We start from the raw sequence: 22,842 nt of genomic DNA on the forward strand, positions 1-22,842 counted from the left end.
TGAACCCGGTGAATTCGGCGGGACCAGTGGGGGGTCGGACGAATGCCGCAGACGGTGGGCTACGCGCCCGGGGTCTATGACCTCTTCCATGTGGGGCACCTCAACATCCTCAGGCACGCCAGGAGTCACTGCGACTACCTGGTGGCCGGGGTCGTCTCGGACGAGATGGCGACCCTGGCCAAGGGCAGGCCGCCGGTGATCCCGCTGGTGGAGCGCCTCGAGATCGTGCGCTCGATCCGGCATGTGGACGCGGCGTTCGTGGAGACGGTGCCGGACAAGCTGGAGACCTGGCAACAGGTGCGGTTCGACGTGCTGTTCAAGGGCGACGACTGGCGGGGCACCCCCAAGGGGGCGCGTCTTGAGCGGGACTTCGCGACCGTGGGCGTCCGCATCGTCTACTTCCCCTACACGGTACACACGTCCAGCACTCAACTGCGGGCGGCGCTCGACGCGTTGAGCGCGGACAGCTCGCGGAACCACTTCACCGAGAACGCCACGCAGAACAGCACGTAGACCGCGCACAGCGCCGCGTACCCGAGGCGGAACGCCGTCTCGCTGCCCAGCAGCAGGAACAGCGCGCACAGCACCCCGTAGTCCACGGGCAGCAGCGCCACCGCCCGCACCCGGGACGGCGGCGCGCCCCCCGGCGAACTCCCCGGCGCCGCCTTCGGCTTGAGCTTGTCGGTGAGCAGCCCGCCGAAGAAGATCAGCACGGCGGCCAGCTGGAAGAGCAGCGGCACCAGCAGCCACCCCTCGCCCGGCAGGTCGAAGAACCGGTGGAACGAGATCAGCACCGCCGCGTGCAGCACCGTGATCTTGGCGCAGTCCACCACATGGTCGAGCCACTCCCCCACCGCGCTCGACTCCCCGCGCAGCCGCGCCAGTTGGCCGTCGGCCGAGTCCAGCGCGAAGCCCACCACGAGGCCCGCCCACACCGCGAGGGCCAGCGGCCACGACGGCTCGGCCAGCGCGACGCCCGCGATCGCGGCGTAGCTCAGCAGGGCGCTGAGCGCCGTCACCTGGTTCGGGCGCAGCCCGGCCCGGTGGGCCGCCGCGGCGAACACCCGGCCGAGCGGCCGGTTCAGGTAACGGGAGTACAACGAGATCCCCTTGGCGGTCTTCTGCGCGTCACGAAGCCGCCGCAACGCCGCCCCGTAGCTCCCCGTCCCCGGCATGCGTGGCATCATCCCATGCGTCGGGCCCCCTCGGGCATCGATACGATGCGCGGGCCGGGCGTGAGACCGGCGAGACAACAGGCATGACGGGGAGGGCCCTGACGATGCGGGTGCGAGCACGACTGACGACGGCCGCGGCGGGGTCGACCCTGGCCCTTGTGGCGTCCCTGTCGGGCTGCATGACGGTCCACGGCGAGGAAGCGGTGGTGCCCGCCGCCTCGGAGGAGGAGGCGGAGGAGGCCCTTGAGCGCTATGTGGAGACCAGCAACGAGGCGGGTCGCGCGTTCGACCCCGAGCTGAACTCCACGGTCGAGATCGGCCCGCTCGGCGCCATCCGCGCGGCCCAGTTCGCGTCGTTGCGCGCCAGGAACCCCGGGGGCAACCAGGACTTCGCGCCCCTCGCGGTCAACGACACCCAGTTCCACATCCCGCAGCAGGCGGGCTGGCCCAAGTTCTTCGTCGCCGACACCCAGACCAACCAGGACCCGGACAACCGCTGGATGCTGGTCTTCACCCGCAACAGCGTCGACGAGGAGTGGAACGCCTCCTATGTGACGGTGCTGCCCACGGGCCGAGGCCCCGAGCTGGCCGAGGACGAGGACGGGTACCTGGACGACCTGCCGGTGACCGGCGAGACGGACACAGGGCTGGCCGTCGAGCCGGGCCAACTCCCCACCGCCTACACCGAGTACCTGGCGAACGGCTCGGGCCCGTTCAACGACGGCGCCTACACGAGCGACGAGGTCGCGGCCAGGGAACAGGCCAACGGGAGCGCCGCGTTCGTCATGGACTACCAGGACATGCCGCCCGACGAGGACGAGTTCGCGTACCGGCCCGTGGCGATGCGGACGGCGGACGGCGGCGCGCTCGTGCTGTTCTCGACGCTGCACAACCAGAAGCAGACGATGGCCGAGGGCCAGGCGATCGAGGTCCACGAGGCCATCGAGCCGCTGCTGTCATCCCCGGCGGAGCGCGCGCTCACGGTGGAGCAGGTCGCGATGTTCTCGGCGGTGGTGCCCGAGGGCGAGGGCGAGGTGGAGCTGCTGTTCCGCTCGCTCGGCGTGATCGCGGCCGCGGGCGAGTGACGCGTCGGCCCGGCGCCCGGGCCCCGCGGCGTCAGCGGCGCGGGCCCGCCTCGGCCTCGCGCGCGGCGCCGCGCCCCGACAGCTCGTCGCCGCACGCGTCGGTGAGCGCGGCGAGCAGCGTCAACGGCTCGGGCAGCGGGTGCTCGGGCCCGCGCAGCCAGCGCACGCCCGCCTCGCTCGCGCCGGGGACGCGCGAGGGCGGCAGCAGCACATAGCTGCCGCGGCAGTGCCAGCGCAGCCCTGGGTGCTCGTCGAGCGTCTCGGGGTGGCAGTCGAGCTCGCAGGGCCACCACTCGTCCTCATCGTCCGGGGTGCCGCGGGTGGCCGTGAAGAACAGCACACGGTCGGGGTCGGCGACGGCCACGGGCCCGAACGTTTCGGCCCCGCCCGACAGCCGCTCGAGCGCCGCGTAGCCCGCGGCGGCCGGGAGGTCGAGAACGTCGTGGGCGCGGCCCGTCGCGGTGATGAAGTTGGCGTCGGGGTGGACGCGCAGCCAGCGCCCGATCTGGTCGGGGTCGGTGGTGGCCTGGGTGGCCCAGGCGAGCGACAGCGGATGGCGGCCCGGGCTCGGACAGCCGATGCGGTCGCAGGAACAGCCGTAGTCCAGCGGGTGGGCGGCCGGGGCCAGCGGAAAGCCCGCCTCGGCGGCGGCGAGCAGCAGCCCTTCCCTGGCGCGGGCGGCGGCGACCCCCGCGGCGGCGCCCCGGGCCCCGCGTCGCAGCCAGCGGGGGAATCTGCTGTCGCGTTCCATGAGCCTTCTGCCGCCTCACTTCCGTCCCGGTGCAGCGTGGCGGCCCGGGCCGTTATTCCGCGTCGTCCGCGCGTTCCGCGGGTGCCGCGGGGTCCCGTGCCGCGTCCGTCCGCTGCACATCCTGCCCTGGATGAGCGGCGGATGGGTAATCGGGAGGAGAGGGTGGAGAGGGGGACGGATGGGGCGGCCAGGGCGCTCCCCACTCGCTGTCCCTGGCGGCCCTGTACTCCTGGCCGCGGCGCTTGGAGACCGTCGTGCGGCGCAGCCCGCCCTCGGGCGTGCACAGGTCGAGCAGCACCTGGCCCTTGCGCAGCAGCGGCCTGCGCACGATGCGGCCGGGCGCGGGACCGGCGTCGGGGCCGGGTGTGGCGGCCGCCACATACGCGAACTTCTCGTCCTCGTACGGCAGTACGCCGCCCTTGACGCGGCGGTGCAGCGCGGAGCGGCTGACGCGGGCGGCGAAGTGGCACCAGTCGGCACCCACCTCGATGGGGCACTCGGCGCCGTGCGGGCAGGGCGCGAGGACGCGCAGCCCGGCGCCCAGGAGGCGGTCGCGCGCGTCCCTGATCCGCCGGTACCCCTCGGGGGTGCCGGGCTCCACGAGCACGACGGCCCCGGTGGCGGCCCGTTCCCCCGCGTCCCGCGTGGCGCGCGTCACCGCCGCCGCCGCGGCGTCCACCACGGCGTCGCGGGCGGGCTCCGGCAGCTCGCCCAGCACATAGGAGACGGTGACCAGGTCGGCGCCCGGCAGCTCGGGCGCCCCTTCGGCGGTCGCGCCGAGCCGCCCCTGGCGCCACTCGACCTGGCCGCCGAGGCCGCCCGCCGTGGCCAGCTCGCGGCCCAGGTCGAGCGCGGGCCCTGCCCGGTCGACGACGACGGTGCGGCGGTCGCGCCCCGGCCACACCTCGGCCGCGGCCCAGGGCGCCGCGCCGGTGCCGCCGCCCATGTCGAGGTGGGCGGTGGGGGCCCAGCCCGGCAGCCTGGCGGCCAGCTCGCGCAGCGCCGCGGTGACCGCCTCGAACGTCGCGGGCATGCGGTAGGCGGCGTAGGCGACCGCGTCCGCGCGGTCCCGCAGGACCGGCGCGGGGGCGAACGGGCCGCCGCGCTCGGCGCGTTCGGCCCCTTCGGAACGTTCGGCCCGTTCCTGACGCTCGCGGTAGCCCGCCATCAGCCGCTCGACCGCGCCTGCCGCCTGGCGTGGCGGCAGGCCGTCGAGCAGCTGGTCGAGCGCGGCGCGCAGGGTCGTGGATGCGCTGGTCACCGGGACAGGATAGGGCGGCCCGCCCGGCGCCACGGGCGGCACAGGGTCACGAAGCAGACGGCCGCGAGCAGCACGGACGTGAGCTGGACCACGGCCATCGGCAGGGCCGTTCCCTCGCCCGCGACGCCGACGAGCGGCGAGGCGATGGCGCCCACGAAGAACGCGGACGCGCCCAGCAGCGCGGAGGCCGAGCCCGCGGCGTGCGGAGTGCGTTCGAGGCCCTCGGAGTTGGCGTTGGGCAGCACCAGGGGCATCGAGCCCATCAGCAGGAACAGGCCGACGGAGACGGCGACCAGCCCCGGGTCGCCCAGCACGCCGCTGGTCATGACGAGCAGCGCGAGCGCGGACAGGGTCACCCCGGCCAGGCCGATGGCCATGATGTGGTGGGTGGGGAGGCGGCCGACGAGCACGTTGCCGTTGATCTGGCTGACGCCCACCAGGCCGATGGAGTTGACCATGAACAGCATGCTGAACGTCTGCGGCGAGGCGCCGTAGATCTCCTGGATGACGAACGGCGAGGCGGCGACATACGCGAACAGCGCCGCGAACGTCAGGCTGCCGACCAGGAGATGGCCCGTGAAGACCCGGTCCCTGAACAGCCCGCCCATGTCGCGCAGCGCCGAGCGCACGCCCCCCGCGTGGCGCCGCTCCCTCGGCAGCGTCTCGGGCAGCCAGCGGGCGACGACCAGGGTCAGCACGACCCCGGCCGCGGCCAGCACGACGAAGATGCCGCGCCAGTCGGTGAACCGCATCAACTGGCCGCCGAACACCGGCGACAGGATGGGCGCGGCCCCCGAGATCAGCATCAGGGTGGAGAAGAAACGGGCCATGGCCACGCCGTCGAACAGGTCGCGCACGATGGCCCGGGAGATCACGACCCCGGCCGAGCCCGCGAGGCCCTGGATGAAGCGGAACGCGGTCAGCGACTCGACCGTGGGCGCGAGCGCGCACGCGACCGAGGCCACGACATAGCAGCCCATGCCGATCAACAGCGGGCGACGACGGCCGAGTTGGTCGCTCATCGGGCCGACGATCAGCTGGCCTAGACCCAGGCCGAGCAGGCACGCGGTCAGCGTGAGCTGCACCGTGGCGGCGCCGGTGCCGAGCGAGTCGCCCACCTCGGGGAGGGCGGGCAGGTACATGTCCATCGACAGCGGGGGGACCGCGGAGAGCGCGCCGAGGATCAACGTCAGCAGCACCCCGGCGCGTTGGCGGCGCGTGAGCTGGGCGGCGGTGGCCCCCGCCGGGTCGCGGCGGGGGCCGGATATCGGAAGCGTGTCGGGAGTGGAGTCGGGGGCGGCCATGCTGGATGGGCCGGGCAGGTTCATGCACCTCTCCGTGACGTACTGGGGATCGGCCCAATCATCCCACGACCACCCCCTCGGGCCCCAGTCCGTCAAGCGCCTCCGGGCCCCCCGCCGGGGGCCCCGCCGTTGGGCACGGCCCGTTGAGCACGGCCCGTTGAGCCGGGCCTGGTCGGCGGGGTGAGTGCGATCACCCACTGTGTCTGGCCATTGACAGAACGCGCGTCCAGGGGTGATTGTCATGCAATCCGACGCAACCCCTTCTGCGCAGGAGCCCGCCATGACGCTACGGTTCATCGGAGTGGACCCGGACACAGGACAGCAGGGTTCACCAACTATCTGGATCGACGACGCAAGCGGCGAGATCATCGTGCAGGGATGGAAACCGAGCCCTGATCTCGAGGCTGCGTGCGCCGCGTCCCCGGCCCCGGGGCATACCCCGGGCATCCCGGCCCATGAGGCTGTCGTCCGTATCCCGGCACGCAGGGTGCCGATGCTGAGGGAGGCATGCGATGTCGCAGAGCGAACCCGGCTTTCTTGATCTGCTGGCCAGCGCCCGGCACACGGCGATGCATCTTGAGATGCGCGACATCTACGACGTCGGCGATGAGGCCGCTGACTTCGAGCGCTGGCAGCGCACCGGTGAGCGGGACGTCGACCCGGCATCGGAGTACTGGGCGCCGTGGGTTGGTCTGATCGAGGAGACCGTGGCTCGCGGTGTCGCCGTTCGCCGGGCCCGCGTGGTGTCGGAGCCGGTGAGCGACTACATCCGGTACGAGCACGCCGGGGCAGCGGTGAACGTCGCCGCTGGTGAGGACGTGCGATGGTTGCCCAGGCGGCGTGCGTCCGACCTCCTGCTCCCTGGGAACGATCTGTGGGTCTTCGACGAGACCGCAGTGTTGTTCAACCACTTCGATGGGCACGGGAATTGGTCCTCGCCGAAGTGGGAGGTGCGCACCGAACCTGACCTGATCGCCCAGGTCCGCGGCTCGCTCAGGGCCGTGTGGGACAGGGCCGTGCCCCACGAGCAGTACAAGGTCTGAGCCGCTCAGCGATCCGCCGATGCCCGCGAACCCGTCATCGTCCGCCCAGGAAGCGCGCCAAGTCGTCGCAGGGAGACTACGTGACCTACGGCTGGACGCCGAGATCACAGCCCGCGAGCTGGCGTCCCGCTGTGGCTGGAGCGAGGCCAAGTCCTCTCGCATCGAGCACGCGAAGACGGCGCCATCGGACGCGGACATCCGCGCTTGGTGCACCGCCTGCGGGGCCGCCGACCAGGCCGCTGAGCTGATCGCGGCCAACCGGCGGGTCGACGAGATGTACGTGCGCTGGCGGCGGCTGCACGGGCACGGGATGCGGCGCGCGCAGGAGGCGGTCCTGCCGCTGTACGAGCGGACCCGGCACTTGAGGGTCTACGTGTCCAACGTGGTGCCCGGCATTCTCCAGACCGAGCAGTACGCGACCGCCCTGCTGTCGACCATCGCGCGGTTTCAGGGCACCCCGGACGACGCCCCGCAGGCTGCGGCTTCACGTATCGAGCGTTCGCAGGTGTTGCATCGGGGCCACCACACCTTCGCGTTCCTGTTGGAGGAGACGGTGCTGCGGTACCGGATCGGGGACGCCGAGACGATGGCCAACCAACTCGGATACCTACTGGCGGTGATGGCGCTGCCGAACGTCAGCCTGGGCGTCATCCCGTTCTCGGCGCACCGCGCGTTGTGGCCGTTGGAGGCGTTCTACCTCTTCGATGACCAGCGCGTCAGCTCGGAGTTGCTGACGGCTGCGGTGAACGTCTCGGCCTCGAGTGAGATTCAGGTATACGCGAAGGCGTTCGCCGAGCTTGCCGGGATGGCGGTGCACGGCGCTCGCGCACGGCGTCTGATAACGGATGCTATCGCCGCGCTCGGGTGACACGGTGCAAGTTCGCGTAAGCTCGTAGCCGCCCGTCAGCGCGCGCTCCTACGGTCCTGCCACAGGCTCTCGACCGTGGGAGGCGAACATGAGCCAGTACATCCCTGAGTGGGCACGCGAGGATCACACCGCCCCACCCCCTTTGTCCGATGACGAGCCGATGACGGTGATCGTCGGGCGGGAATGTCCCCCGGCGACGCCGCTCGGCCTGTGCCTCGGCTGCCGCGACCGCCTACACGCTCCCGCACCCCCGGATCGCCGCGCGGCTGCGCGCGGGGCCCGGCTGCCGTGAGATCCGCGACACAGAGAGGACCGCCACGTGAACGACTTCCCCGCCGACCGGCCGCTGAGGATCGGCACCCGCGGCTCACCCATGGCCCTGGCGCAGGTTGAGCACGTCAGCGGGTTACTCCGCACGTTGGCGCCCGACCTCGACATCCGCCCTGTGCCCGTGACCACTGAGGCCGACATGTGGCAGGGCGACCTCGCCAAGCTCGGTGGCAAGGGGCTGTTCACCAAGCGCATCGACGAGATGTTGCAGCGCGGCGAGGTGGACATGGCCGTGCACTGCGTCAAGGACGTGCCGGGGGACGTCCCCCTCCCGGAGGGACTGATCTTCGCCGCCTATCTGCCGCGCGAGGACGTGTCGGACGTGCTGCTGTTCCCCGAGGGCAGCGAGCGCCGGACGCTCGCCGACCTGCCAGCCGGGGCCACGGTCGGCACCTCGGCCGTCCGCCGGACGGCACAGATCAACCGCGTCCGCCCGGACCTGAACGTCGTACGGATCCGCGGCCTGGTCGGCACCCGCGTCGAAAAGCTGGACGGGCGGCGGGAAGGCCCCGCCCTTGACGCGCTGGTCCTCGCCCTCGCCGGGCTCGAACGCCTCGGCCTGACCGCACGCGCCCGCCAGGTCTTCACCCCGCGGGAGATCCTGCCCGCCGTCGGCGCCGGGGTCCTCGGCCTTCAGTGCCGCGCCGACGACGGCCCGGTCGCGGGCCTGCTCGCCCGCCTCAACCACGAACGCACCACGCGCGAGGTCACCGCCGAACGCGTCATGCTCCACGGGCTGCGCGGCCACTGCAACAGCCCCATCGCCGGGTACTGCGTCACCGAGCCGGACGGACAACTGTCCCTGCGCGGCACGGTGTTCAACCGCGACGGCTCCCGGTTCGTCCACGCCCACCACTGGGGCGAGGACCGCAACGACCCCGCCACCCTCGGCACCCGCGTCGCCGCCGAACTCCTGCGCCAGGGCGCCCGCGACATCATCTCCGGCATCCCCCACTGACCCGTTGGCGATCCACCGGGTACCCGGCGGGCGCCTGTCCCGCGGGTGACGGAATAACGCGCCGGGCGGCGGCCGTTGCCCCCGGCATGACCACGGGGGACACCACGCGGGTGCTGCGCTACGCGGCGTTCACGGACGACCCCGCGGGGGGCAACCCCGCGGGGGTCGTGCTCGACGCGCGGGGGCTCGACGAGGCCGACATGGCGCGGATCGCCGCCGACGTGGGGTACTCGGAGACCGCTTTCCTGGTGCCACGCGAGGGCCGCGCGTTCGGGGTGCGGTACTTCAGCCCGGTGGCCGAGGTGCCCTTCTGCGGCCACGCGACGATCGCGGCCGCGGTCGCGCTGGGTGAACGGACGGGCGGCGCCGGGGAGTTGCTGTTCGACACGCCAGCGGGGCACGTTCCGGTGAGCGTGGAGGCGGCCGAGGGGGCACCGCGGGCGCTTCGGGCGACGCTGACCAGCGTGGCGCCCCACCAGGAGCCGGTGGACCCGGCCGACCTGGCCGAGGCGCTGGCCGCGCTCGACTGGTCCCCCGGTGACCTCGACCCCGCCCTGCCGACGGTGATCGCGTTCGCGGGCGCCCGCCACCTGGTGGTGCCCGCCGCCACCAGGGCGCGCCTGGCGGATCTCGACTACGACGTGCCCGGGCTGACGGCGTTGATGCTGCGCCTCGACCTGACGACGCTCCAACTGGTGTGGCGGGAGCGCGCGGACGTCTTCCATGTGCGCGACCCGTTCCCGGTGGGCGGCGTCGTGGAGGACCCGGCGACGGGCGCCGCGGCCGCCGCGCTCGGCGGCGCGCTGCGCGCGGCGGGCCTCGTCCCCGACGAGGCGGTGCTCACGCTGCACCAGGGCCATGACATGGGCCGCCCCTCGACGCTGACCGTGGAGCTGCGCGCGGGCGACCCGCGCGTCCGGGTCTCGGGCACGGCCGTTCCCCTCACCTGACGCGCGCCCCTCGCGCCCGGGGGCTCATTCGAGCCGGGTGACGGGGTGGTGCGTCCCCGCCTCGATGTCCTGCGCGGTCAGGTGGAGCAGCTGGTGGGACAGCTCCGACAGCGCACGCGCCACCGCCAGCTCCCGCCCGATGCCCGGCTCCTGCGGGTCCTCGGGGTTGGCGCGCGCGGTGCCCTCCGCCACGAGCACCGTGTCGGGCCGGTCCTCCAGGCGTGCCTCGGCCCGGGTGAGGCGGCCGTCGGAGTCGATCGCCACCCGGACATTCCAGGTCTCACTGGTCATGCGTCCATCCTCACCCCGGCGTCCCCCGCCCGCACTTCGGCCGTTCAACGCCCCCGCGGAGCGCCCGGGCGGCGAGGCGCGTCGCGGTCCGGGAAAATGGGCACCCGCGAAGGGAATGTCGAGTCGCGACGAGAGGGAGCCATGGCACCGGAGGGACGGTCGTCCGAGCCGTGGGCGCGGGCGTTGCGCCGCACGCCCGTGGCGATGTGGCGGGACGACATCGACCACTGGGCGGCGGCGCTCACGTACTACTCGGTGCTCGCGGTCTTCCCCACCCTGATGGTGGCGGTGTCCGTCGCCGGTGTCGCCGATCCGCGCGCCGCGCACCAGCTGATCGCCGAGGTCACGTCGTTGCTCCCGGCGGGCTCAGGGGCTGAGGTGCGTTCGGTGCTCGGCCAGCCGCGGGACGAGCGTTCCACCGCGTGGCTGGTCATCGCGGTGGGCTCGGCGAGCGCGTGGCTGTCCGCGTACAACTACCTGAGTGTGTTCCGCCGGGTGCTGCACGGGATGCACGGCGTGGAGGACCACAGGCCGCCGTGGCGCTCGGTGCCGCGCATGATGATGGCCTCGCTCGGGCTGCTCTGGCTGCTGGTCGGCAGCGCGACGGTGCTGATCCTGACGGGCGGCGCGGTCCGTTCGATCGGGCGGCTGCTCGGCACGGGCGAGGCGGGGACGACCGCGTGGAACGTCCTGAAGTGGCCGTTACTGCTGGTGCTGGTCACGGGGTTGGTGCTGGTCCTCTTCCGCACGGGGCCCGCGGGGACGCGCGCCCCGCACCGCGCGGTGCCCGGCGGGGCGCTCGCGGTGGGGCTCTGGCTGGTGGCGAGCGCGGGCTTCGCGCTGTACGCCTCCCATGTGCCCACGTACAACCGGCTCTACGGCTCGCTCGCCGGGATCATCGTCTTCCTGGTGTGGCTGTGGGTGTCCAACCTGGCGCTGCTGACCGGGGCGCAGTTCAACGCGGAGCTGGCCAGGCTGCGCACGGCGGCGCCCCGTCTGGCCACGCCAGGCGGTGGGCGGCCGAGGCCGCCCACCGGCGGCGGCGGAAGCGACGGGAGCACCGGCGGCGCCGGGACCGAGGGGCTGGCTACTTCTTCTCGCCCACGCCGGGCTGCGCCTCGCTCGGCTGGACGATGACGAAGCCCTCGCCCTGGAGCACCAGCTGATACACCTCGCCCGAGCCGCCGCGCAGCATCGACTTCAGGCTCTGGCTGCGGTTGATCGAGGTGTTGAGCCCGCTCGACCAGCCGACGACCGCGTCCGTGTCGACATAGACAGGCGCCTGGGAGGTGACGGGGATGATGATGGGCGCCCCGTCGCACACCAGGCCGATGCGGCCCTGCCCGGAGAACAGGCAGTTGAACAGTCCACCGCCCGTCATCCCCGCGCCGCTGACCATCTTGATCTCGTAGCTGAGCGTGGGGTCGAAGCACAGGACGTTGCGCCCGTTGATGGTGAGCATGTCCTGCTGCTCGAGGTCGATGAGGAAGCAGTTCTGCGCGTAGTGCGCGAACCACACCTCCCCCTGGCCGCGCACGGCCATGAGCGCCAGGCCCTCGCCGGTGACGGCGCGCTTGAGGAAGTTCCCCACGCCCTGGGACTTCACCTCGAACTGGAGATTCCCCCTGAAGGCGACCATGGCGCCCTGCCGGGCGTGGCACTCGCCGTTGACGACGTACTTGATCGCCTTCGAGTGTTGCAGGGACATCCCGGGGGCGGTGGGCGCCTGCGCCTGGTACTCGGACTTGAAGAGGTCACTTCGCACGCCGCCATCCTAGGGCCCGCCTTCACAGGAGCGCCCGGCTCGCGACGACTTGCATCCCCTCTGGCTGCGTTGCCGAATCGCGCGAGTACGGACAGGTACGAGCTGCGATCCGGCGCCTTGCCAGAAGGGCGCCAGCCGCCGCTCGCTGATCGGACGCCCCCGTGAAGGCGGGCCCTTGCGCCCGCCCGTTCGAACGCGCCCGAACGCGGCAACCGGGTCAGCCGGGACAGAGCGGGAGGGAGCCACCGCGGGCCCGGCGTCTCCCGTAGTGGCAACGTAACGGTGGCAACGTAACGACCCCGCACGGGCGTTGGCGTCCCCCGCGGCCGACGGGGCCCGAGGCCATCGCTCAGCCGCGCGCCGCCGCGTTCCGCGTGGACGGGGCGGTCGTCGAGGCGGCGACCGGGGACGTGGCCGGGGCGCGGTGGCGCGGGAGGAAGGACGCGATCACGAACGCCACCAGGGCCGCCGCCGAGCCCAGGGCCAGCACCACGCGGAAGCCGTCCTGCGACGGCAGGGCCACGCCGCCGAACGACGTCGTCAGCTGCGCCAGGATCACGCCCGCCACCGCGCTGGAGACGGAGGTGCCGATGGCGCGCATCAGGGCGTTGAGGCTGTTGGCGGCGGCCGTCTCGGAGGGCGGCACGGCCGCCATGATCAGGGACGGCATCGCCCCGTACGCCAGGCCGATGCCCGCGCCGATGACGCTCGAGGCGATCACGATCTGCCACAGCGAGGACATCATCACGATGCTCAGGGCGTAGCCCGTCGCGACCACCAGGGCGCCCAGCATGAGGGTGACCTTGGGGCCCCTGGTCCGGGAGATCGTCGCCGAGAGCGGCGCGGTCGCCAGCATCACCAGCCCCGTGGGCGCCATCACCAGGCCGACGGTCAGCATGCTCCGGCCCAGGCCGTAGCCGGTGGCCTCGGGCAGTTGCAGCAGCTGCGGAAGGACCAGGGACATCCCGAACAGCGAGTAGCCGAACACCACGGACGTCACATTGGTCAGCAGCACCTGGCGACGCGCGCTGGTGCGCAGGTCCACCAGCGGGCCGGTCGTGCGCAGCTCCCACAGGCCCCACAGGCCGAGCGTGACCGCCGCGACGGCGAAGAGCCCGAGCGTCAGTCCGTCGCCCCAGCCCCAGTCGCCGCCCTTGGAGATCGCGAGCAGCAGGCTCGCCAGCGCCGTCGAGAGCCCGATCGCGCCGATCACGTCGAACCGCCCGCCGGTGCGCACGGGGGATTCCGGCACCAGCCGGACCACCAGCACGAACGCCAGCACGCCGAGCGCCGCCGACGACCAGAACAGCGCGTGCCAGTCGGCGTTCTCGGCCAGCAGCGCCGCCGCGGGCAGCCCCAGGGCGCCGCCGACGCCGAGTGACGCGCTCATGATCGCCGTGGCCGCGCCCAGGCGTTCCACGGGCAGCTCGTCGCGCATGATGCTGATGCCCAGGGCGATGACGCCCGCCGACAGGCCCTGGAGCGTGCGGCCGACGATCATCGGCGTGAGGCTGTCGCTCAGGCCCGCGACCACCGAGCCCGCGACCAGCAGGACAAGGCTGGCCAGCAGCATGCGCCGTTTGCCGTACATGTCGCCGAGCCGCCCCACCACCGGGGTGGCGACGGCGCCCGCGAGGAGCGTCGCGGTGATCACCCACGTCGCGTCGGACGGCGACGCGTCGAGCAGCCCGGGCAGCTCGGGGATCAGCGGGATCACCAGGGTCTGCATCAGCGCGACCACGATCCCGGCGAACGCCAGGACCCCCACGACCGCGTTCGCGCGCGGCGCCGCCGCCGGGGCCGCGTGGTCGGTGGGGTGGGCAGGGGTGTCGTGCACGGGGGAGCCTCCGTCTTGACGCGGTACGCGACCTCATCGGATTTAAATCAATCGATTGACCGAGACTAGCCGATCGTGTTGCCTGGTTTCGACGCGGCTCGTCCGGGCTGAGAGGCTGGCCACCGGCGGGTCGCACGGGCGGCGGGTCGCACGGGCCGCATGAGGTGTCGTATGAGGTGTCCTATGAGGTGTCGTACGAGGTGAGGACGATGGCGGGCGGGACCATGGAGGGCAGGACGGCGCGGGCCGAACGGGTCGGCGCGACGCGGGAGTCGATCCTGAACGCCGCGGAGCGGCTGTTCGCGGAGCGCGGCGTGTACGCCGTCTCGAACCGCCAGATCAGCGAGGCCGCGGGCCAGGGCAACACGGCCGCCGTCGGCTACCACTTCGGCACCAAGACCGATCTGGTGCGGGCGATCATCCGCAGGCACACCGGGCCGATCGAGGAGATCAGGGAGCGGATGGTGGCCGACCTCGGCCCGTCGCCCGACCTCAGGGACTGGGTCTCCTGCCTGGTCAGGCCGTCCACCGAGCACCTCGCGGCGCTCGGCAGCCCCACGTGGTACGCGCGGTTCTGCGCCCAGGTGACCACGGATCCCACGTTCCAGGCCATGATGCGCGAGGAGTCGCTGGCCTCCCCCGCGCTGCGGCGGGTCGTGGACGGGACGCGGGAGTCGCTGCCCGAGCTGCCGGTGGAGGTGCGCCGGGAGCGCAAGCTCATGGCGCGCGACCTGATCGTGCTCTCATGCGCCCAGCGCGAACGGGCGCTCGCGCGGCGCGAATCCACGAGCAGGGCCTCGTGGCACGAGGCGGCGACGGGGTTGGTCGACGCGCTGGTGGGTCTGTGGCTCGCGCCCGTGACCGTTTCGTCCGCTTCGCGGTGAGGTTTGCGGTGAGGTTTGCGGTGAGGGTGGGCGGCTACGGGCTGGACGTCCTCCCGTTCGCCGCCTGCCGGTTGGTCGGTTTCGTGGTGGGTGCGGGTCAGGGCTGGCACCTACGGGGGAGGGGGCGTCGGGTGTGCGGCCGTCCCGGTCACCGGGCTGTTTCGTTGTGGGCTGCGACCGTTCGCCAAACGGGCGCAGGCGGATACCGGTTTGCGGGTGGCCGACTTCCGCGTGGTCGGCCGGGGTGGCGCGCACCCTTCGGGCCTGCCCTGGCCGCCGCCATCGTCGTTCACCGCGCGCACGTTGAGCTGATGTAGCGGGCCGGTTCCTTATCTGCCGCTTACCCGGGGTCGGGGTCTCTGCTGAAACGCGGCACGTTCTGTTCAACACAAAGTGTGCGCCGTTTCAAAAGACCACCCGCCCCGGCATAAGCCGCAGATAAGCACCGGCGCGCTACATCAGCTCGTCGGACATCAGGAATGAAAACGCTTCGGGCGGCCAGGGCAGGCCCGAAGGGTGCGCGCCACCGCAACCGACCACCGGGAAAACGGCCGCCAACGAGGGACGCGGCCGCGCCCGTTCGGCGAACGGTCCAGGCCAACGACGAGAGCTACCGTTTACCGGGACGGCCGCACACCCGACACCCCTCCCCCGTAGGTGCCAGCTCTTACCCGCACCCACAACACCAGACACCCGGCCGACGGCGAACGGGAGGACGTCCAGCCCGTAGCCGCCGCCGCAGCCGCAGGCTCAAAGCGGCGCAGGCGCCGCCCGCCAAAGCGACTCCTGCTCGTAGTCGTAGGCATACCCGAGCAGTTGGCCCTCGCTGTACGGCCTCCCCATGAACGACAGCGTCATCGGCAGCCCCTGCGCGCCGAAGCCCATCGGGACCACGATGCCGGGGAAGCCGACCGAGCTATACCCGGCGAACGTCGACGGCCTGGGGCGCGACGACGGCACATGGGTGGGGTCGTCGACGCTGAAGACGGGGCTGCGGATCGGCGCGGCGAAGCTGCTCTCGTACGGGAACACCATCGCGTCGAGCCGGTGCCGGTCGAACATCGCCAGCTTCAGCCGCGTCGCCTCGGGAAGGACGCGCCGCATCAGGTCGCGGTACGCGGGCGCGTCGGTCGACGTGGTCAGCGACGTCGTCAGCAGCTCCATCACGCTGTCCTCGACCGGCAGCGGCGACGCGTTGACCTCCGTCTCGTAGATGTGGACGAACTCCTCGACGGTCTTGGGCACTTCGGGGCCCAGCGTGGCCAGGTAGCCCTCCCAGTCCTCCTTGAAGCGGTAGTCGGCGACGTCCCTGATGTTCGCGCCGCCGCCGGTGATGTAGAACTCGACGAACTCCGGGTCGAGCGTGATGTCGACCAGCCGTGCACCCAGCGAGCGCAGCGTGTCCAGCGCGTCGTCGGCCAGCGCGTCGATCTCGGGGTCGCCGCCGAAGAAGTCGCGCACCACGCCGAGTCGGGCCCCGCGCAGCGAGCGCCTGCGCAGGTAGCGGGTGTGGTCCAGGTCGCCGCGCGCCGCCTTGCGCCGCAGCGGCCCCGGGTAGTCGCCGTATACCTCGACGCTCAGCGGGTCCGCGGGGTCCAGGCCCGCGACGGCGCTGAACAGCAGCGCCGTGTCGGTGACCGTGCGCGCCATGGGCCCGGCGGTGTCGAACGTCAGGTTCTTGGGCGCGATACCGTCGCGGCTGATGAGGCCCGTGGTGGGTCGCAGACCTACGAGGCCGCAGAACGACGCGGGGCCGCGCACGGACGTGCTGGTGTCGGTGCCGATGGCGAGCACGGCGAGGTTGGCGGCGATCGCCGCGCCCGAACCCGCGCTGGAGCCACCGGTGTTGCGCTTGGCGTTGTACGGGTTGACGACCTGCCCGTCGATGGTGTTGTAGCTGCCGCCCGCGAACTCGCCCATGGACGCCTTGCCCAGGATCAACGCGCCCTGCCGCCGCAGCGCGCGGGCGATGAACGCGTCGTCCGGGGGCACCGAGTCCCTGAGGATCACCGAGCCGTTGCTCGTGGCCATGTCGCGGGTGTCGACGTTGTCCTTGAGCAGCACGGGGATCCCGTGCAGGGGGCCGCGCCGCCCGCGCCGACGGCGTTCGCGATCCACCTCCTCGGCGGCGCGCAGCGCGTCGGGGTTGACGGTGGTGATCGAGTTGAGGCGGGCGCCGCCGTCCTCGTGCGCGGCGATCCGCGCGAGATACATCTCGGTCAGCTCGACGCAGGTCAGCTCGCGGGAGTCATAGGCCGCCGCGATGTCGGCGACCGTGGCCTCCTCGAGGTCGAAGCGCGGCCCCGGGCGGCGTCGGGGCGCCGGGCCGCCTCGGGCGTCGGCCCCCGTCGCCGTTCCCGCGGTCAGGCCCACGGCCCCCGCCCCGGCGATGAAGCCGCGCCTTCCGAATCGATTCACGTGCTCAGGTCCTTTCCGATGCCGATCATGGGGAAGCGGGCGTGCGGGCGCGCCGAACGGGCCAAGGGAAGAGGGGAGTTCGAGGTGGGGGTGGGTGGTGGGAGAGGGGGGAAGGCGAGACGGGAGGGGCGCCGAGTCGTCAGGCGCCGCGGCTCGGTAAGTGCATGGTGCACCTTTCCATGGGCGGCTTCACCACCGGCTCACCACTGTGGTCCTCGCGCCCCGCGCGCACCACTCCGCGCGTGTTACGACTGGGGAGAATGTGTGTTACGCACCTCACCGTGGATCCCGCCCCGGGGCCCCCATGTTATTAGGTATGCCTTACCTTAGTGCGCGTGACAGTGAACTCAGTGGCCGCGGACGCGGCGATGCGGGCCGACGGCGTCCGGGCGGGCTACCGCGGCACGGCCGTCGTGGACGACGCCTCGGTCCGGCTCGCCGCCGGGCGCGTGACCGCGCTCATCGGCCCCAACGGCAGCGGCAAGTCGACGCTGCTGCGCACCATGGCCGCGCTCCACCCGGCGATGGCGGGGCGGATCGAGCTCGCGGGCGACGTGGCCGTGCGCGACCTCGCCCCCCGCGACCTCGCCCGGCGCGTCACCCTCCTGTCACAGGCCCGGCCCACCCCCGGCGGGGTGACCGTGCGCGAGGTCGTCGAGTACGGCCGCCATCCGCATCGCCCGCGCTGGGGCTCGGGGGACGCCGAGGGGCCCGAAGTGGTCGGGCGTGTCATGGAGATGACCGGTGTCACCGAGCTCGCGCTCCGCCCGGTCGACAGCCTCTCGGGCGGCCAGCTGCAACGCGTCTGGCTGGCCAGCTGCCTCGCCCAGGACACGCCCGTGCTGCTGCTCGACGAGCCGACCACGTTCCTCGACCTGCGTTACCAGGTCGAACTCCTCGACATCGTCCGCGACTTGGCCGACCGCGAGGGCATCGCCGTCGGCCTTGTCCTCCATGACCTCGACCAGGCCGCCGCGGTCGCCGACGACGTCGTGCTGCTCGTCGAGGGCCGCGTCGTCGCCGCGGGGCCGCCCGCCGAGGTCATGACCGCCGAGCTGCTCAGCCCCGCGTACGGCATCGACGTCGACGTCCACCACGACCCCGCGTCGGGGCTCATCCACACCAGGGCCAGGGCCCGCCACCACGGCCGCCTCGGCGCCTGACCGCCGAGCGCTCCCCGCGTTCGCGCCAACCACCCACGAAGGAACCTCTGTTGAGATACACGACCGCCTCCGTCCTGTCCGCCGTCGCCCTCGCGGCCACGCTCGCCGCGTGCGGCACGACCGATGACCCCGCCGACGACGAGGAGGCCCCCGAGTCGTCCGCCGAGTCCATCACCCTCACCGACGCCCGCGGCGAGGAGATCACCCTCGAAGGCCCGGCCGTCAACGTCGCGGGCACCGAGTGGAACGTCATCGAGTACCTGATCTCGCTCGGGGTCCAGCCCGTCGGCGTCTCCGACATCGAGGGCTTCGAGAAGTGGAACAACTCCGTCGAACTGGCCCCCGAGGCAACGGACATCGGCACCCGCGGCGAGCCCAGCCTCGACACGCTCGCCACGCTGGACCTCGACGCGGTCTTCGTCACCGACCAGCTCGTCGAGGGCGCGGTCGAGCAGATCGAGGAGAACACCCCCGTCATCGTCGTGCCGGGGGGCGACGCCGAGGACCCGATCGGCCAGATGTGGGACAACCTGGACCTGGTCGCCCGGGCCACCGGCACCGAGGACCGGGCCGCCGGGCTCCGCGAGCAGTTCGACGCGGCCGTGGCGGACGGCCGTTCCAGCCTCGCCGAGGCCGGGGCCGAGGGCTCGACCGTGGCGTTCAGCGACGCCTACCAGGCGGGCGAGACGATCACCATTCGCCCGTTCGGCGAGGGCTCGCTGATCGGCGGCGTGCTGGCCGAGCTCGGCTTCGTCAACGCGTGGGGCACCGTCGAAGGGCTGGAGTTCGACCCGGTCTACGGCCTGGGCGCCACCGATGTCGAGGGGCTCGCCCAACTCCCCGACGACTCCGCGTTCTGGTACATCGGCGGGGCGGGCGAGACCGACCCGTTCGCCGAGACGCTCAGCGACAACTCCCTGTGGACCTCGCTGCCGTTCTCCGCGGACGCGGTCCGACTCCCCGACTCCATCTGGATGTTCGGCGGCCCGGTCTCGATGATCCAGTTCGTCGACGCGGCCGTCGAGACCGCGAGCTGACACGGCGATGGCGATCGGTACGCTCACCGAACAGCCCACCCGGCGCGGGGCGTTGCCGCCGACCGACCAACGGCCCCCGTCCGGACGGCTGTTCGCGCTGACCGGGACCCTGCTCGTCCTTCTGGTGCTGCTCGCGGCGGTGCACCTGGTGCAGGGCACCGCCGCGGTGGGCGTCGCCGACCTCGTGTCATGGGTCCTGCGGCGCGAGTCGGGGCTCGAGGCCGCCGTCGTCGTCGAGTCCCGCATCCCCCGGCTCGCGGCGGCGCTCGCGGTCGGCGTCGCGCTGGGCGCCGCGGGCTGCGTCCTCCAGTCGATCTCCCGCAACCCCGTGGCCTCCCCCGACATCCTCGCGGTCAACAACGGCGCCCACTTCGCGCTCGTCGCCGCCTCCGTCGCGGGCCTTTCGCTGCCGTTCGTGGGCGACATCGCGCTGGCGTTCGCCGGAGGGCTGCTGGCCTCGGCCGTGGTGATCGCGCTCACCGGCACCGCGTACGGCACGGTGCGGCTCGTGCTCGGCGGCACGGCCGTCTCGCTCGCGCTCTCCTCGCTGACGACGTCCCTGCTCATCCTCCGCCCCGAGGAGGGCACGGGCCTGTACGCGTGGGCGTCGGGCTCGTTGAGCCAGAACGGCTTCGGCACCCTGCGCCTCATGGCCCCGTTCGTCGTGGCGGGCGTGGCCGCCCTGCTGATGCTCGGCAGGCGCCTCGACGTCATGATGCTCGGCGACGACGAGGCGAGGGCGCTCGGGATCCCCGTGCGGCGCACGCAGCTCACCGTGCTCCTGGTGACCGTGCTGATGTCCGCCGCCGCGGTCGCCGCCACCGGGCCGATCGGCTTCGTCGGCCTGGCCGCTCCCGCGCTGGCCCGCCTGCTCGTTCCCCATGTCCCAGGGCTGCACCGGCACAGGGCGCTCGTCCCGGTCTCCGCGCTCATGGGCGTCGTGGTGGTCCTCGGCGCGGACGTCGCGCTGCGCGCCGCCATGGGGGCGCAGACCGCGGTGCGCGTCCCCACGGGCGCGGTCACGTCGTTGCTCGGCGGAGCCCTCATGGTCGCGCTCGCGCTGCGGCTGCGCGCGGCGCCGATCGGCGGCGCGGGCTCGTCGCTCGAGGTGCGCGGCACGGGCGTGCGCCGGCGCGCGCTGCTGGCCGGGGCGGTGGGGGCGGTGCTGCTCGGGGTGGCCGCCGCGGCGGCGCTCGCGGGCGACCGCTCCCTGCTGGTCGGCGACCTGCTGCTGTGGGCGCGTGGCGAGGCGGGCCCGCTCGTCAACACCGTGCTCGGCACCCGGATCCCGCGCGTGGTCGCGGCCCTGCTCGCGGGCGTCGCGCTCGCCGTGGCGGGGGCGACGATCCAGGCCGTGACGCGCAACCCCCTCGCCGACCCCAGCGTCATCGGCGTCGCCGGGGGCGCGTCCGTCGGCGCCGTGCTCGTGGTGACCTACGCCCCGCTCGCGGGCTTCTGGGCGCTCACCGGCGCGGCGGGCGCGGGCGCGGCCGTCGCCGCCGCGGTCATCTTCGCGCTCTCGGCGCGCGGCGGGTTCGCCTCCGACCGGCTCGTGCTCGTGGGCGTCGGCGTCTCGTATGTGACAACGGCGCTGGTGACGACGTTGATCGTGGCCACCGACCCGTTCAGCGCGGCCAAGGCCCTGACGTGGCTCTCGGGTTCGACCTACGGCCGCAGCTACGAGCACCTGCTGCCGCTCGGTCTCGTGTGCCTCGTCGTCGTGCCGCTCGCGTGGGCGGGCCACCGCCATCTGGACCTGATCTCGATCGACGAGGACACCCCGCGCGTCCTCGGCCTGAACGTGCCGAGGACCCGGCTCGCCCTGCTGGCGTGCGGCGTGGTGCTGACGGGGACGGCGGTCGCCGCGATCGGCATGATCGGCTTCGTCGGCCTGGTCGCCCCGCACGCGGCCCGCACGCTCCTGGGGCGCCGCCACCGCTGGGTGATCCCGGTCGCGGCCCTGCTCGGCGGCGCGCTCGTCGTCCTGGCCGACGTGCTCGGCCGCGCGGTGATCGCCCCCGACCAGCTCCCCGCGGGCCTGCTCACCGCGGTGATCGGCACCCCCTACTTCCTGTGGCTCCTGCACCGCACGCGGGCGACGTGAACGACGCGCGCCGCCCGCGCGGCGGGTGTCAACTCACGTGGGTGCGGCCCACGTAGACGTTTCTGGCGCGGTAGTAGGTGTCGCCCGAGGGGCCGGAGTCGCCCGCCGAGCCCTCCATCGGCTGGTCGACGAAGTCGGCGCCGCGGTGGACGGCGTGTCACGTGTCGTCGAGGTAGTGGTGGATGTCCACGTCCGTGGCGCCGACCCGGGTGATCCACGCCCGGTAGGTGTGCCAGCTGCCGGGCGCGCTCGGCGCCTGGAACTCCCCCTTGACCTCGTAGTTCGGGAACTGGCTCGTGATCCGCACCTGGTCCTTGGCGTGGATCGTGCCCGAGTGGTAGCGGATCGGCAGGTGGGGCGGGGAGCCGCTGGTGCCCTCGTCCCACGTGATGCGGCTCGCCTTGAGCGTCAGCACGCCGCCGGAGAGGGTCACGTGGTTGTGGTCGGTGGGGCTGCCGTACATGCGGGCGCTGCCGTTGTGGTCGGAGCCCCAGGGGTACCGGTAGTTCCAGTTCGCCTCGAGCGCGGCGTAGTTCGCGAACGAGCCCGCGCCGAGCACGGTCTCCCCCGTCTCCGCCGCCCGCGCCCTGGCGGCGGCCGCCAGGACGGCGGCGGATCCGGTCAGTAGGGATCGACGTTGCATGCTTCGCGCCATGGATGACCTCCAAATCTCCATAAAGTGCACGAGGTTACGTAAACATCGCCCGGCCGATGCCCGTCGGTATGAGGCGGCCCTGACCTCCGTCAAGCGCGCGCACAAGAAGGCCCGTAATCCAACACCCAGTTGAGGCCCGGAGGGCCAACACCCCGTTGGTTGTTGAGGTTTCCTGAGCGATTCGGCCCGGGCGCAAGGGTCAGAAGACCAAGCGCGGCGTCAACTGCTCGTTCTCCCCGAGCTGTTAGCGTGCCTTGAGATCACATCAAAGTGCGGGACACGAACCTGTGACCGTCGGCAGCGGCTGTCTCGACGAGATATCGAGGGATCACCACTGATGACCGAGTCGCCCGCTCGCCGCGATGCGGACACGAACGGATCGGGGCAGGGCCCACGTGCGACAACGATCGAGGGCAGTCCGCGCCTCACCACCGCAGACGGGCAACGCGGATGGTGCGAAGACGCTCTCGCGGGGATGCCGTTCCCCTGCCCGTCCGAGATGTCGGAGCCGCTGGGCCACCTCCACGCGGTCAACGGTCGGCAGTGGGACGCCGAAGATCGGGTGCGGCAGGTCGAAGACCGGGAGATCCCGGCCATCAAGCGGCGGATCGACGAACTGAACAGCCTTCGCCACGAGCTCATCGAGCGGGTCGACCGGATCCTTGGCGCGCGCTGGGGCGCGCACCACGACGTGCCTCCTCTCACGGAGTCGATCGGCTCGGCACTCGACCGACTCTCGGTGCTGACGCTTCGTATCGCACACACCGAGCGGCTGTCCGAAGGCGGCGCCGACGCGGCGGAACGCGCCGCGATCCTGCGCCGTCAGCGTGAAGATCTGGTGTGGTCCATCGCGGTCGCCTGCGAGGACCTCGTGTCCGGCCGACGACGCCCACCCCTGCCCGAACGCATCAAACTCTACGGAAAACCCGGGCGATGAGCGCGGTTGCGTTGGCTTGCCTCTCC

General features: G+C 72.6%; 22 protein-coding genes. 13 read left to right on the forward strand and 9 right to left on the reverse strand.

Features of this window, described 5'->3' with window-relative positions:
* Positions 1–42 precede the first annotated feature (42 nt).
* Complete coding sequence (locus tag D7318_RS06060) at positions 43–513, forward strand: adenylyltransferase/cytidyltransferase family protein (RefSeq protein WP_120695834.1); 471 nt, start codon at positions 43–45, stop codon at positions 511–513.
* On the opposite strand, the gene D7318_RS06065 is transcribed toward D7318_RS06060, so the two are convergent.
* On the reverse strand, positions 429–1,175 hold the full coding sequence (locus D7318_RS06065) for a CDP-alcohol phosphatidyltransferase family protein (protein WP_230423418.1): 747 nt from the start codon (positions 1,173–1,175) through the stop codon (positions 429–431). The two genes, D7318_RS06060 and D7318_RS06065, sit on opposite strands and share 85 nt — an antisense overlap.
* Positions 1,176–1,285: 110 nt before the next feature.
* Between D7318_RS06065 and D7318_RS06070 the strand changes: the two genes are divergently transcribed.
* Entirely contained in the window at positions 1,286–2,260 is a 975-nt protein-coding gene (locus D7318_RS06070; RefSeq protein WP_147437629.1) for a hypothetical protein, read from the forward strand.
* Positions 2,261–2,291: 31 nt separating this feature from the next.
* Here the strand turns inward: D7318_RS06070 and D7318_RS06075 are convergent, their stop codons facing one another.
* Genes D7318_RS06075 through D7318_RS06085 form a run of 3 tightly spaced genes read right to left on the reverse strand, consistent with a single transcriptional unit; the run spans position 2,292 to position 5,600 of the window.
* On the reverse strand, positions 2,292–3,011 hold the full coding sequence (locus D7318_RS06075) for a bifunctional DNA primase/polymerase (RefSeq protein ID WP_120695837.1): 720 nt from the start codon (positions 3,009–3,011) through the stop codon (positions 2,292–2,294).
* 52 nt (positions 3,012–3,063) lie between these two features.
* Entirely contained in the window at positions 3,064–4,272 is a 1,209-nt protein-coding gene (locus D7318_RS06080) for a small ribosomal subunit Rsm22 family protein (protein WP_230423419.1), read from the reverse strand.
* On the reverse strand, positions 4,269–5,600 hold the full coding sequence (locus tag D7318_RS06085) for a multidrug effflux MFS transporter (RefSeq protein ID WP_120695838.1): 1,332 nt from the start codon (positions 5,598–5,600) through the stop codon (positions 4,269–4,271). Before D7318_RS06085 ends, D7318_RS06080 begins: the two co-directional genes overlap by 4 nt.
* A gap of 256 nt (positions 5,601–5,856) precedes the next feature.
* On the opposite strand from D7318_RS06085, the gene D7318_RS33695 reads away from it, so the two are divergent.
* The 5 genes from D7318_RS33695 to D7318_RS06110 all read left to right on the forward strand — a co-directional run bounded on the left by D7318_RS33695 (position 5,857) and on the right by D7318_RS06110 (position 9,725).
* Positions 5,857–6,117 (forward strand): hypothetical protein, encoded by a 261-nt coding sequence (locus tag D7318_RS33695; RefSeq protein ID WP_120695839.1) that lies wholly within the window; start codon positions 5,857–5,859, stop codon positions 6,115–6,117.
* Positions 6,089–6,619, forward strand: a complete 531-nt coding sequence (locus D7318_RS06095; protein WP_120695840.1) for a DUF6879 family protein — start codon at positions 6,089–6,091, stop codon at positions 6,617–6,619. The genes D7318_RS33695 and D7318_RS06095 overlap by 29 nt, the downstream gene beginning before the upstream one ends.
* Before the next feature lie 19 nt (positions 6,620–6,638).
* Entirely contained in the window at positions 6,639–7,487 is an 849-nt protein-coding gene (locus tag D7318_RS06100; RefSeq protein ID WP_120695841.1) for a helix-turn-helix domain-containing protein, read from the forward strand.
* A 319-nt stretch (positions 7,488–7,806) separates the two neighbouring features.
* Positions 7,807–8,775 carry a hydroxymethylbilane synthase gene (gene hemC, locus D7318_RS06105; protein ID WP_268987330.1) on the forward strand — a complete coding sequence of 323 codons (969 nt, stop codon included), beginning with the start codon at positions 7,807–7,809 and terminating at the stop codon, positions 8,773–8,775.
* Positions 8,776–8,861: 86 nt separating this feature from the next.
* Positions 8,862–9,725, forward strand: coding sequence for a PhzF family phenazine biosynthesis protein (locus tag D7318_RS06110; RefSeq protein WP_120695842.1), 864 nt, complete (start codon positions 8,862–8,864; stop codon positions 9,723–9,725).
* A gap of 24 nt (positions 9,726–9,749) precedes the next feature.
* Here the strand turns inward: D7318_RS06110 and D7318_RS06115 are convergent, their stop codons facing one another.
* Positions 9,750–10,016, reverse strand: coding sequence for a DUF1876 domain-containing protein (locus tag D7318_RS06115; RefSeq protein ID WP_120695843.1), 267 nt, complete (start codon positions 10,014–10,016; stop codon positions 9,750–9,752).
* A gap of 141 nt (positions 10,017–10,157) precedes the next feature.
* Between D7318_RS06115 and D7318_RS06120 the strand changes: the two genes are divergently transcribed.
* The gene (locus D7318_RS06120) at positions 10,158–11,153 is read left to right on the forward strand and encodes a YihY/virulence factor BrkB family protein (RefSeq protein ID WP_230423420.1); all 996 of its coding nucleotides are present in this window, start codon (positions 10,158–10,160) and stop codon (positions 11,151–11,153) included.
* Here the strand turns inward: D7318_RS06120 and D7318_RS06125 are convergent.
* Both D7318_RS06125 and D7318_RS06130 read right to left on the reverse strand, forming a co-directional pair.
* On the reverse strand, positions 11,104–11,781 hold the full coding sequence (locus tag D7318_RS06125) for an AIM24 family protein (RefSeq protein ID WP_120695844.1): 678 nt from the start codon (positions 11,779–11,781) through the stop codon (positions 11,104–11,106). The two genes, D7318_RS06120 and D7318_RS06125, sit on opposite strands and share 50 nt — an antisense overlap.
* A gap of 349 nt (positions 11,782–12,130) precedes the next feature.
* Entirely contained in the window at positions 12,131–13,618 is a 1,488-nt protein-coding gene (locus tag D7318_RS06130; protein WP_120695845.1) for an MFS transporter, read from the reverse strand.
* Positions 13,619–13,842: 224 nt separating this feature from the next.
* Between D7318_RS06130 and D7318_RS06135 the strand changes: the two genes are divergently transcribed.
* Positions 13,843–14,502, forward strand: a complete 660-nt coding sequence (locus tag D7318_RS06135; RefSeq protein WP_120696084.1) for a TetR/AcrR family transcriptional regulator — start codon at positions 13,843–13,845, stop codon at positions 14,500–14,502.
* A gap of 750 nt (positions 14,503–15,252) precedes the next feature.
* On the opposite strand, the gene D7318_RS06140 is transcribed toward D7318_RS06135, so the two are convergent.
* A complete protein-coding gene (locus tag D7318_RS06140; RefSeq protein ID WP_120695846.1) occupies positions 15,253–16,920 on the reverse strand; it encodes an amidase family protein in 1,668 nt (555 codons plus the stop codon).
* 335 nt (positions 16,921–17,255) lie between these two features.
* Here D7318_RS06140 and D7318_RS06145 point away from each other — a divergent pair, with 335 nt between their 5' ends.
* The 3 genes from D7318_RS06145 to D7318_RS06155 are packed head-to-tail and all read left to right on the forward strand — an operon-like array spanning position 17,256 to position 21,224.
* Positions 17,256–18,083, forward strand: coding sequence for an ABC transporter ATP-binding protein (locus tag D7318_RS06145; protein ID WP_408055448.1), 828 nt, complete (start codon positions 17,256–17,258; stop codon positions 18,081–18,083).
* A gap of 50 nt (positions 18,084–18,133) precedes the next feature.
* Positions 18,134–19,120: an ABC transporter substrate-binding protein gene (locus D7318_RS06150; RefSeq protein ID WP_120695847.1), complete on the forward strand. Its 987-nt coding sequence runs from the start codon at positions 18,134–18,136 to the stop codon at positions 19,118–19,120.
* Between the two features lie 7 nt (positions 19,121–19,127).
* Entirely contained in the window at positions 19,128–21,224 is a 2,097-nt protein-coding gene (locus D7318_RS06155; RefSeq protein WP_120695848.1) for an iron ABC transporter permease, read from the forward strand.
* A gap of 157 nt (positions 21,225–21,381) precedes the next feature.
* Here D7318_RS06155 and D7318_RS06160 read toward each other — a convergent pair whose 3' ends face one another.
* A complete protein-coding gene (locus tag D7318_RS06160) occupies positions 21,382–21,867 on the reverse strand; it encodes a hypothetical protein (RefSeq protein WP_230423422.1) in 486 nt (161 codons plus the stop codon).
* Between the two features lie 349 nt (positions 21,868–22,216).
* On the opposite strand from D7318_RS06160, the gene D7318_RS06165 reads away from it, so the two are divergent.
* Complete coding sequence (locus D7318_RS06165) at positions 22,217–22,816, forward strand: DUF4254 domain-containing protein (RefSeq protein ID WP_120695849.1); 600 nt, start codon at positions 22,217–22,219, stop codon at positions 22,814–22,816.
* The last annotated feature ends 26 nt before the right edge of the window (positions 22,817–22,842 follow it).

Source organism: Streptomyces radicis (assembly GCF_003626575.1).
GTDB lineage: Bacteria > Actinomycetota > Actinomycetes > Streptomycetales > Streptomycetaceae > Streptomyces > Streptomyces radicis.